We start from the raw sequence: 10813 nt of genomic DNA, 5'->3' as shown, positions 1-10813 counted from the left end.
ATTACTGGTGAATACTGTGATATATCTTTACATATTCTTCTGCTGTGTGTTTCCAGGAGAACAGTTTTACACGTTCCAGACTGTAATTTACTTGTTGCTGATAGAATGTTGCATCATTCTCCAGACGTAGCAAGGCATCTGCTATTTTTTGCGGTTCTTGAGGGTCGACTAAAATGGCACCTTTACCGGCAACTTCGGGCATTGCCGAAACGTTGCTCGTCACTACAGGAGTGCCGCAAGCCATAGCCTCCAGCATAGGAATTCCGAAACTTTCACGCAAGGAAGGATAGAGGAATGCAAATGCTGCATTATAAAGGGTTACTAAATCTTTGTTGCTGATATATCCCGGATAATACAGGTGTTCTTTTATCCCGATGATTCCTTCTTGCTGAAGAAGCTGGTCGATATATTCTTCTTTTAAATCGGCAATGAGAAGGGGGCGTTTCGTTTGGGATGCTTGCAGATATAACGCGTATGCTTTCAGGGTACGCGCCGCATTCTTTTTGGGGTCTGTATTTCCAAGAAAGAAAAGAAAGTCCGGGTGCGGTATGTATTTCTGCACAATACTCTCATCGGGTGTTTCCTGCATCGTAAAGTAAGCGCTGTAGCCGTTGTACACGGCTTTAATGACTTCTTTGGGAAGCTGCAAAGCTTCCCGTATGCGGGTACACTCGAACTGCGAAACTGTAATAATCTTTCTTGCTTTCTTCAGGATGCGGGGAACAATCAGGCGGCGGTAATGCCATCCCATTTCCTGATAGAAGGAAGGACTGCGATGCTGACGCGGTTCCAGATAAATAATGTCATGAAGCGTCAGCACCAATGGGACGGGACACCATAGCGGAGCTGTATTCGATGTACAATGCAGCAAGTCTGCTTTCAACGTCCTGACAGCCTGGGGCAATGCTATCTGCTCCCACAGTGGATAAGTAGGGCAGCGAAGCTCAATGATATGGAGATTCTCCGATTCTTCCAGGCACCGGTCCTCTCCCGGGGCAACAAATACGTAATATTCATTACCGTCTTTCCGCTTTTGCAGTTCTTTCAGTGTCTCCAGGATGACAAAGTCCATGCCATGCTTGTCATTGCGGAAAATGCGTTGGGCTTCGATGGCGATTCTCATTTTGCTGCATTTCCTTTCTTCCTTATTCTGAATATTCTTGTGATGTGGCTCATGAAAGAAGTGAATACCAATATCGGCAGGGACCAGAAAGCGCGACGGAATCTGCGGTTGATTTCCCCTTCGGGCATAGCCATTAAGAAAGTGATGAATAAAGTGGCTAAAAGGGCATACCACTTGATGGACAGTGGCCATTCCAGCAGTGTCATTACGACGGCACACACTGTGATGTACACAATGAGCAGAAAACGGGATGGAAGCAACCATTGGAACAGCTTCTCGCATAAATCCCATTTTCCTTGTAAAAATGCTATCGGAAACTGTCCTAATGCCAATAGGGAACTGCGGTATTGCGAACCCAACCAGCGCTGGCGTTCCCTGCTGTAGCCTGATGTGTCATCCGTCTTTTTGCAATAGCATATGATTTCTTCCATATATTCGGTGTATATGTTTTCCTTTAAAAGCTCCATTTCTGTGGCCTTTGCCAAGTCGCTCCCCGACAATCGTGGAGTGATTTTCTGGAACATCTCAAAGTCAAACATCATGCCGGAACCTATGAGGGCAGACGAAAAGCCGAGTATGGTATGGGCTTTGCGGAATAAGTGGTTGTTGATTTCCTCACTGGTGGCATTAAGTATGGCAATGTTCGTATTCAAGTTCTCGGTCATGCGGTGTGCCTGGATAGCATCGCATCCGGAGTAGTATGCATTGTTGAAAAGCTCCAGCGCATTGGGAACTATCTTATTGTCGGAATTGAATATGGTAATGGCATCATACTCATGGGGAGAATAACGCTCCATGACTTGCTGTATGGCGTATATCTTTGTGCAGTGTTCTTTGTCGGGAACAACGATATTGACCGGCATCTGGAGCAGTGTCACCAAATCTTCTTCGGGCAACTGCGTGGCGGCCACTGCAATGTCATATTTGTCCTTCGGATAGATTTGTGTATCGAGGAAATGATTGATGGACTCTATTACTTCTTTACCATTTCTCAATACAACGAAGAGGACCAGGAACCGGTGCTGTTTTTTGGCGAGCGGATAAGGATTCTTGTATTTTCGCAAAGAAGCCAATGCGTAAATAAACAAATACGCTACGGGGATGGCCAGTAACAAAAAAAGAACCGCGTCCGTCATTTGCAAGGCATTGTTGTTCTCATCCATCCACCACTCGGGATTGAATATGGAAAAAAAATCGTTCATATCTGTTTTTCTATTTAATTTTTTCTATTGTTTTTTTCGTTCTCAGTTTTTCTGTCAACAGCTGGTCTATATGTTCCCCATTAAGCAGGACAGATAAAAATAAAATGACCATGAAGCCCGTAGGAAATTGCATGAAGAAGGCATTCCCGTAAGCGCTTATCATCAGCCCGAAAATTCCGCAGGCAATGGCTGTGAGTACACCGCGCAGTTCTTCGTTCTTAATCCGGAACATGATAAGATAGCATCCCCTTAACAATGCGCTTATATATATGGTAAGGAAAAGTGTCAACCCTACAATGCCGGTTTCCATCCAAAGCTTTACATAAGACGAGTCATGCGGAGTCATGGTGGTGAGGCGCTCTCCGTATACTCTGGCTTCTACTCCTCCTAAGCCGAGCCCTTCGCCGAAAGGTTTGTATTTCAGATATTCAGCTAATTTCTTCCGGTTCTCCTGGCGGACAATATATGAAGGGTCATCAGTCGGCCTGAAGGCTGTACGCATGCGTCTGATTTGAGGATTGCCTTCTCCGATATAAGTATGGGCGAAGAAAAGATAAACACATAAACCGAATATGGCTGTGGCTCCCATTAGTTTGGCATTTTTACTTAGGAAGGTGAATAGAATGATGCCTCCTATCGGGACGAATAAAGCTCCACGTGTTCCGGAAATGAATAGAGCATAGATGGCACAGACTGTAACGGCAATGAAATATATCTTTATGGAGCGCTTTTTCATAAAGATTGCCGAAATTCCGAATAAAATAGCGGCAAAACCCATATTGGAACCAAAATTTCCGGCATCAGTGAAAAAAGAAAAATAGCGTGTAATGCCAGGCAGAAAGTGTGTTTTGTACATCTCTGTCTCAATCAGCATGTTCATTTCTATGTCATCAAAGCCGAAGTATTTCTGGTAGGCGGCTTTGGCAACAGCTGTTAAGGTAAATGCAGAGAGAAAAAATAGGATAATACGTAACCGTTTATAGGAAGTTATCGTCAGGACACCGATTAATGAAACGATGAAGGTGCTGTATATAATTCCGCGGGAGTAGATCCAGGCTTCTGTGACAGCTGTTGGATTCATTACTTCCGCTGCGGTATATAACGCCCATATACCACCTCCTAATGTAAGAATATTTTTTGTGTATTTCCATGAAACTTTTCCTTGATGGTAAGAATATACTAAAAATACTACAAACAATATGATAGTTGAAGTGTCATACCAGACACTTAATCCGGTTCCTAACGTATATCTATACCAAAGTATAAAGAAGTAATTGAATGTAAACAAAAAGCATAAGCCGATGAATGGGTTCTTAAATGCTTGTATCAGTATTATTAGAAAAAAAGGGGAAAAGCAAATGTATGCAATGATATCCCACGTACTGAATAGTACGCTATAGATAATTGCGCTTAATCCGATGATGAACACTAATAATGTGACCGCCAAGGGAGATATGCTATGTCCTTTGATATCCGTTTGCATTTATTTGACAGCTGCTGATTTTGACGTTAAACCTAATTGTGCCAATCGGCTGAAGAAGCTATGGACAGGAGTATGAGGCGGCAATTCTCCAGTGAAACTCTCAACCACTTCACGATCTGCATTGTTGAGATACATGAATAGGGGAGTGCCTTCCAGTTCTTCCTTCAACGGCTTCAACTGCGTGTCATCGTCCTTGCCCCATAAGCGGGCGGCATTGGCTATCAGCAGATTGAAATCTGCTTTCTTCAATACCGGCATAGGCAATGTTGCGGTACTGATAGCGGGATATTCCACCAAGATGATGTCCGGTATCTCTTCTGCTTCGTTCAATACCCAGAAATCGGACAGTTCTTGCGCTTGTACATACGCTTTGGTTTGTGTGTCAAAATCGTGGTCGTATTGTACAAGGCGTACCTTCATGTCTTCAGTTTCCCAGTAATCAATGAAGTACTTGGCAAGGAATGATTTTCCTTCACGCTTCTCCATACTGAGCAGGTTGATGACGGTGGGACGGTCCGGACGCAGATAGTTGTTCATTTGCCGGCAACTATAGGCAGCGGCAAGCCGGTTGCAAGCCTTGAGGAATCCACGGAATTTCAAGTTGCTTACGCCGTTGAATGCTGCAATGACAGAGAGTCCGGTCAGACGTTTGCTGCGGTCCGGGTCACGGAGAGTGCGGTCTAACAATTCAATCAGCAGGAAGTAGCCGCTTATGAATACCAAACTGCCGAAAAATGCGGCAAGGATGTAGATAAGCCTTTTTCTGCCGTTGTCTGTCAATGGATACTCGGGCGATGCTATAACTTGCAGGTTGGCGGTCGTCATCTTGATGTTCTGCAGACGGAGATGGGCTTCTGCAAGGCCATGTAATTGCTGGCGGTAATTATCTTCAGCAATACCTACGGCACGCTCTTTTCGTTTTATTTGAGTACCTACGGGTGAAAAATCCCGATATTGGTTGACGATGTCATGCTGGCGGTCAATCAAAACTTTCACTTCGGCTTTGGCCTTAGCCTCATTGACACATGCCGTCAGCCATTCTGTCACCATATCTTGAATGCCTACACCTTCTTTGGAGAAACCATATTCATTCAAATTGTCGGAGAGATGACTGATTTTCTCTTCTGCCTTTTGCAGAGCATCTTTTTCTCTTTGAAGTTTACTGCTGTTCTGCTGGCTCTGTTCTGTGGTGAATACTTCTTGTTCAAGAATACTTTGGTTTAGGGTGCTGACTTTATCCAACTCTTGCAGCAAGCCAGTGTTGGTACGTATAATCTTGGCACGTATATCCATCTTATTCTCTAACATCTGACGGAGCGCAATGGCACTTGCATAGTTTCGTTGAGCCTCTTCCATGCGGTCGTCGGTTGCATATTTGGTTATAGACAAAGACTTGGATTGTTCAGTGTAATTGATAACTTGCTTTTGGACACTGTAATCTGTTAAGTCATCTTCTTCGTCGGTAAGCTTGCTCTTGGCTATGCGTACTTGTTCCTCAAAATAGGCAATGGCACTGTTCGTTGCACTGAACCGGAGAAGCTCATAGGCTTTTAACAGTTCGTCTTCCAATATTTTGAGTGTGTTTTGTGTGATGCCGGGATCGGAAGAAGTATATATCAATTCTATTAAGTCGCTGGTTCCCAGTCGTTTGATAATAATAGTATTCAATGCATCGTAGCTATAAAAAGGATAGGGACGGTTGAAAATTGAATAAACGAAATTACTGCTGTTCTCTTTCCGGTAATTCATCAGGTTATTTGTAGTTTTATCCAAAGAGGAACGGTCTACCAAAGCCAGCACTTCTTTAGGAAGGAGTTGGACAAGTTGTCTGTAGTGTTTGGCTTGAATGTACATGTTGTCTTTCCACTCATCACCGTATACGAGGTTGGTTGCAAGCAGACGTACCGAAACCTTTGCCAAAGTGTTTTTGGACTTACCTATATTGATGATATTGTCGAAGGTACTATTGATATTGATAAGCTGGCTTCCGTCCAGATTGGTACTGTTGGTTACACCTGCATATAGGCTGCTGTTTACCGTATAACTGTATGGTAAAAACTGTGTGAAATATATGACTAATGCTGTAACAAGGAGGCTTCCCCACAATAACCAATAACGGATGCGGTAAAAGAAGCTTGCCAAAAATTGTACTATATTCATAACTGGTATTTTACTTGTCTGTTATAACTTTAACATTAGTCAGCATCTCTAACAATACGATAGAATTGTGCAGGGCTACACGGCTCTGTTCATAGTTGGTCACAGCACTGGTACGGCGTGCACGTTCCAAAGAAAGCGATATGATATCAATGGCTCCTTGTATGAAATTATTTTCAGAAATTTTCATCTGTGCGTTATACAATGCAGCTGTTTCCGCTTTGGCCTTTATCGTAGCCAATTGTTCGGTAACTGCATTGTAGGCTTCCAGAACTTTCAGCTTTCGGTCTTCCATAACTCCTTCTTGCGTATATTGCAGTTGCTCTATCTGGTAGCGGTAGTCTTTCAGTTTCAGCGGACGGTTAAACAAATCCCCTAAACTTACCCCAACGCTGGCCCCGACATTGAAGTTGTGCTGGGCACTTGACATCGTTGTCTGGTATACAGAGGTGAACTCGTCACTGGAATTGCCTATAATATTGTAGCGTCCGTAAGAATAGTTACCGTTCAGTCTGAAGTAGTTCCACCAACTCCTTTTTTCCAGGCGATATTGGTTCCTCACTTGCTCCACTTGGGACTGGGCTCTTTTTACTGACGCATTCTCTGTCACTGCATCAAGAAAGACAGATAGAGGAGGAAGCTCTAATTTTTCAATTTCTATAGATGCCTTCGGACTGATTAAACCCAATGTGTTGACTTCTATTTTTTTATCCTCCATCTTGAGTTGCTCCAATATCTTGATGCGCTCCTCCCGTGTCAACTCCTGCTGCGCAGCCACAGACAAAGGTACCCCCAACAATCCTAAGAGGATTACACTGTAAATGATGGACGTGATATATCTTTTTATCATCTCTAAAGCCATATAATTCCTGTTATCTTTATTTTTATACATTCTCTTTCTGCACAAACGCTGTCAGCGTCTTGCACAGTATCTTCATGTCCAGCCAGAATGAGAATTCTTTGGCGTACTTAATGTCCAGTTGCTTGCGCTCTTCGGCCGACATCTTCCCGGTACCGCCTCGTTTCTCCACTTGCCACAGTCCCGTCAGTCCGGCGGGAGCCATGAAACGCTCGATATACGCGTCGCTGGTCAGCAGCTCGGCCTCGTAGAGGGGGAGCGGGCGGTTGCCCACGATGCTCATGTCCCCTTTGAGGACGTTGAACAGCTGCGGCAGTTCGTCAATGCTGTACTTGCGGATGAAACGGCCCACGCGGGTGACGCGGGGATCGTTCTCTATCTTGACAAACGTATTCTGTTTTTCTTGGGCCTTCTTTTTAAGGAAATCTTCTTCAGAGATGACAAAATCGTCCGAAATCAGCAGGGTAGCCTCCTCTTCGGAAGTGCCGGTCAGGTCGTCGAAGCGGATATCGGGCTGCTCGTCCGTAAGCTCTTCCTCTATCTTATATTGGTTGAGGGCGTTCAGCTCTTTCAGGCGCTTGTCGGCATTGGTGTACATGGAGCGGAACTTCAGGAAGTTGAATATCTGGTAGTTGCTGCCCACACGCTGGGACTTGTAAATCACTCTTCCCTTGCTTTCCACGCGGATGGCTATGGCTGTCGCGATGAGTATGGGAGACAGCACAATCAGTACGGCAACGGCAAAAAGGATGTCGAATATGCGCTTCCACATAGGCAGGTGGAAGGTGTTGAATATCTTACGGTGTGACTGGCTGAATTCCTGCAACTTATGCTCCTTGCGCAGTTGGAGGAATTTTGTCATTTGCTGGAGGCTCTCTTCGCTGGCCATGGGGGAAAGGGTGTTGTTGACACCTGCCTGCAGATAGAGCTTGCGGTGTTCCTTCTGCAGTCCTTCGGTGATGAGGATGATGTAGACACGGGGGAAGCGCTTGTGCAGGAAAGTGATATTCTGGCTGTCCTTTTGAGGGGTGCTTTCTTCGTAAAGAATGGATGTGTTGTACCGTTCGCGGATACCGTCGATGACTTTCGCCGCTTTGTTGCAGGATGAAACAGCCATGAACATGCCTCCCGCAATTTTGCTCAAGTGGTCGATGGTGACGCGATTGCTACCTATGTAGATATAATATAACATATCCATTGATTTTGTCGTTTAGAGAAATTTCTTGATACGGGCCTTCAGCTCCATAGGATTGAAAGGTTTCAGTATGAAATCCTCGGCTCCGGCTTCGAGCAGGTTGATGCGCTCGGTGGTACTTTCTTCACTGGAAAGCATCACAACCGGAATGTCCTTGAAAAGTGAATTGCTTTTCAGATATGCCAGGAATTCACTGCCGGTCATCTTAGGCATGCGTATGTCCGAAATGATGAGAGCGGGCTCGTTCCCCTCATTCAGCCATTCTATGGCCCTGACGGGATCTTCGAAATAAACCAGCTCATTCTCTTTCCCTAAATAGACCGAGAGTACCTTGCCTATGGCAGGTTTGTCATCTACAAATAATATTTGTTTCATTGTTTATGATAATTGTTTGCTATATTTATCTATATACATTTTCTTCTACCGGGTGTTCGTACCATTCCGTATACTGGGTTCTGTCTTGGGCCCAATAGATGAATTCCGGATATGCGCTTGCTTCGGGGATGTCAGTACGTGAAACATTGATGGTTTCCTTGGGATAGCGGAAGCCATACGGCACGCAGATTGCCCACGTGTTGTTGCCTGCTAAGTCAAGATTCTCTTGCTGTATGGTTCCGGCGGCAGTGGCGCCATATCCCCAAAATTCGTAAAGATGAACTTCCATGCGTTGTTCCATGCTTTTATATTGATAACAGATGAAGAAGTCCAGATTGTCTTTTGAGAATAGGGGCTCTGTCCGAGTTTGGTCTGTCAGTTCAATAATGACTTCATAAGTATATTCTTTGGCGGTTACTCCAATGCCGGTGTTTACCATCTCACCCGGTTCGACTCCAAATACATTGTGTACTTCGCCTGCAATGGGGATTACGACACTCGGATCGGAATCTTCCATATAAGTAACGTTATTGTACCTGAATTTGTTGTACGAGCTGTTGAATGACTCCTGGAAACGCGAATCGTCGCCTCCGGTCTTGATTTCCCGGATATCGGATTTATTGATTCCGGTAATCCGGAGCCCTACGCCCAACGGCTTGCTTGCTCCTGCTGCAGCAAGGGTCACGTCGAGCTGTATGCGCTTGATGTGGTTCGTCTTTTTCTCGCGGTGATAGTAGGTCTCCACGTCCAAGACCACGTCGTTGAAGTCATAGTCGCCTACCAACGGGAAGTTGTCTTCGAATACGTACGTATAGGAGACCGGGTCTGTAGGGGTTTCTGAGCCGGACTCGTCCGGAGTATTGCCTTCGCCCGTACAGTCTCCGGCAGGAATGGTGATGGGGGATTCTCCCCATTTGGATATGGTTCCTTCGGTGTTCTTGATGGCATCAAGGAATTTGGCTTCCCACCAGATATCCTCGGTGATATCATCGTCAATTTCTTTCACTTCATAATGAATGTTTCCCTGGCTGGAGAAATTTCCTATATCTTCAATTTTATTGATTTTTACCAGTGCATATTCATTGTTTGGACCCATAAATTGTGCTTGTGACAATTCTGCTTCATCAAGTACGGTTATCATGGAGTTGTCACCCATCGTGATTTGGGTGTTGTAATTGTTGCTATGGTCCCCGAAATCCTCTATCTCTGCAGAAGAGGTGTCTCCCATGTTCAGTGTGCCTACAAATTCTTCCGCATATAGATAGCATCCGTTGTCTATAGTGATGTTGCTGTCGGTTTTCCCGATATAGGCTTTGCCCTGGTTGATGAATTTGCATCCGCTGTCGAAATTCATTTCATCGACACGCACGGTACCGCAATTATAGAATGCTCCTCCCTGGCTGACATGGAAATCATCTATTTCCATAGTGCCGGCATTGTAGTTGTAGCTGCCTCCGGATGCATTGGTCAATTCGATGTCGTTCCCTTTGATGGTTCCACCCGCGTAGACGATAAACCGGCTGGATTGCACTAAAGTGAAGGTGTGCTCGTCCGGTATCACGATTTCCCCTCCGTCAATCACATAGAATTCGAAGCCTCGTTCAACGGTCATGTTGTTTCCATTGGGTTCCCAGCTGCCTTCAATGATGATGATGGCCGGATTGTCACTTCCCATGCCGTCCTTGCTGATTTTATTCCTATATATATTGTCTTTGGAGATTTTGTAGGCTTTTCCGTTTTGAAAATCGGTATTCGGCCTTATTTCTTCGGCACTTGATAGCATTGCGGTGATTTCCGCCTCGGACTTTTCCGGTGAATAGGTCTCGATGCTGACACTGCGTGTCCATGCGGCACGTGTAGTTGCAGGGGAACTGCCGAAAGCGGCGTGGAGCTGACCGTTTTGGATGGATACGTATTTTACTATGTTGCGGCTGTGTGCATCGGTGCGGCACACAAAAGCGCTCGTCAGCACAGAAGGGCAGTCCATGACGGTAGTAAATACTGTTGTATTATTGGCGGTGCCTTCTGCCAGCAGTTTGGCAGATGACCGGCTGATTAAGGGGTTCTTGTCGTAAATACGTATGGTATAGTCGATGCCGGTATCTTCGGATACAGAAACATTGACCCGGACCTGCTGAGTCATTTTCCAATCCATAGCCGGGTCTATGTTCTTGACCGGAAACCTGTCCTGATAGGCTGCTTTCACTTTCTCGGGGTTAAAAACATCGTCTTTACAACCCTGCAGCAGCATGCCTACTGTAAGAATAACAAGCGGCAGAAAGCGTTTGTATTGGATATTTTCTCCCATATTTTACATTTGTTTTGCTTGATTGTAAGCAAAAGTACGTTTATTTAAACTAATAAGCTTTATTAATGGGGGATAAAAGCGTGTTGGTTAACGCTTTTTAACGATTTTGTA

The 10813-nt window shown here is 45.0% G+C and carries 8 protein-coding genes; all 8 read right to left on the bottom strand.

The window, feature by feature from the left end:
* Position 1: 1 nt before the first annotated feature.
* Genes DW096_RS03355 through DW096_RS03320 form a run of 8 tightly spaced genes read right to left on the bottom strand, consistent with a single transcriptional unit; the run spans position 2 to position 10702 of the window.
* Positions 2-1123, bottom strand: coding sequence for a glycosyltransferase family 1 protein (locus DW096_RS03355; RefSeq protein WP_117879083.1), 1122 nt, complete (start codon positions 1121-1123; stop codon positions 2-4).
* Entirely contained in the window at positions 1120-2325 is a 1206-nt protein-coding gene (locus tag DW096_RS03350; protein WP_117879084.1) for a glycosyltransferase family 2 protein, read from the bottom strand. Before DW096_RS03350 ends, DW096_RS03355 begins: the two co-directional genes overlap by 4 nt.
* 10 nt (positions 2326-2335) lie before the next feature.
* Positions 2336-3808: an O-antigen ligase gene (locus tag DW096_RS03345; RefSeq protein WP_117879085.1), complete on the bottom strand. Its 1473-nt coding sequence runs from the start codon at positions 3806-3808 to the stop codon at positions 2336-2338.
* A complete protein-coding gene (locus DW096_RS03340; RefSeq protein WP_117879086.1) occupies positions 3809-5968 on the bottom strand; it encodes a hypothetical protein in 2160 nt (719 codons plus the stop codon).
* Positions 5969-5978: 10 nt separating this feature from the next.
* Positions 5979-6815, bottom strand: a complete 837-nt coding sequence (locus DW096_RS03335; protein WP_165853736.1) for a TolC family protein — start codon at positions 6813-6815, stop codon at positions 5979-5981.
* Positions 6816-6849: 34 nt separating this feature from the next.
* Positions 6850-8016, bottom strand: coding sequence for a sugar transferase (locus tag DW096_RS19680; protein WP_120028685.1), 1167 nt, complete (start codon positions 8014-8016; stop codon positions 6850-6852).
* Positions 8017-8034: 18 nt separating this feature from the next.
* Entirely contained in the window at positions 8035-8394 is a 360-nt protein-coding gene (locus DW096_RS03325; protein WP_005827508.1) for a PleD family two-component system response regulator, read from the bottom strand.
* A gap of 25 nt (positions 8395-8419) precedes the next feature.
* Positions 8420-10702: an LruC domain-containing protein gene (locus DW096_RS03320; RefSeq protein WP_118931152.1), complete on the bottom strand. Its 2283-nt coding sequence runs from the start codon at positions 10700-10702 to the stop codon at positions 8420-8422.
* Positions 10703-10813 lie beyond the last annotated feature (111 nt).

It is taken from the genome of Bacteroides sp. AM07-18 (assembly GCF_003602695.1).
Lineage (GTDB): Bacteria > Bacteroidota > Bacteroidia > Bacteroidales > Bacteroidaceae > Bacteroides > Bacteroides uniformis.
The sequence above is the reverse complement of the archived record's forward strand: the minus strand, read 5'-3'. Positions and strand labels throughout refer to the sequence as shown.

Excerpts from the sequence above, each read along its gene's own strand:
- DW096_RS03335 (WP_165853736.1), bottom strand. The coding sequence starts at position 6,815 with ATGATAAAAAGATATATCACGTCCATCATTTACAGTGTAATCCTCTTA.
- DW096_RS19680 (WP_120028685.1), bottom strand. The coding sequence starts at position 8,016 with ATGTTATATTATATCTACATAGGTAGCAATCGCGTCACCATCGACCAC.
- DW096_RS03320 (WP_118931152.1), bottom strand. The coding sequence starts at position 10,702 with ATGGGAGAAAATATCCAATACAAACGCTTTCTGCCGCTTGTTATTCTT.
- DW096_RS03325 (WP_005827508.1), bottom strand. The coding sequence starts at position 8,394 with ATGAAACAAATATTATTTGTAGATGACAAACCTGCCATAGGCAAGGTA.
- DW096_RS03350 (WP_117879084.1), bottom strand. The coding sequence starts at position 2,325 with ATGAACGATTTTTTTTCCATATTCAATCCCGAGTGGTGGATGGATGAG.
- DW096_RS03340 (WP_117879086.1), bottom strand. The coding sequence starts at position 5,968 with ATGAATATAGTACAATTTTTGGCAAGCTTCTTTTACCGCATCCGTTAT.
- DW096_RS03355 (WP_117879083.1), bottom strand. The coding sequence starts at position 1,123 with ATGAGAATCGCCATCGAAGCCCAACGCATTTTCCGCAATGACAAGCAT.
- DW096_RS03345 (WP_117879085.1), bottom strand. The coding sequence starts at position 3,808 with ATGCAAACGGATATCAAAGGACATAGCATATCTCCCTTGGCGGTCACA.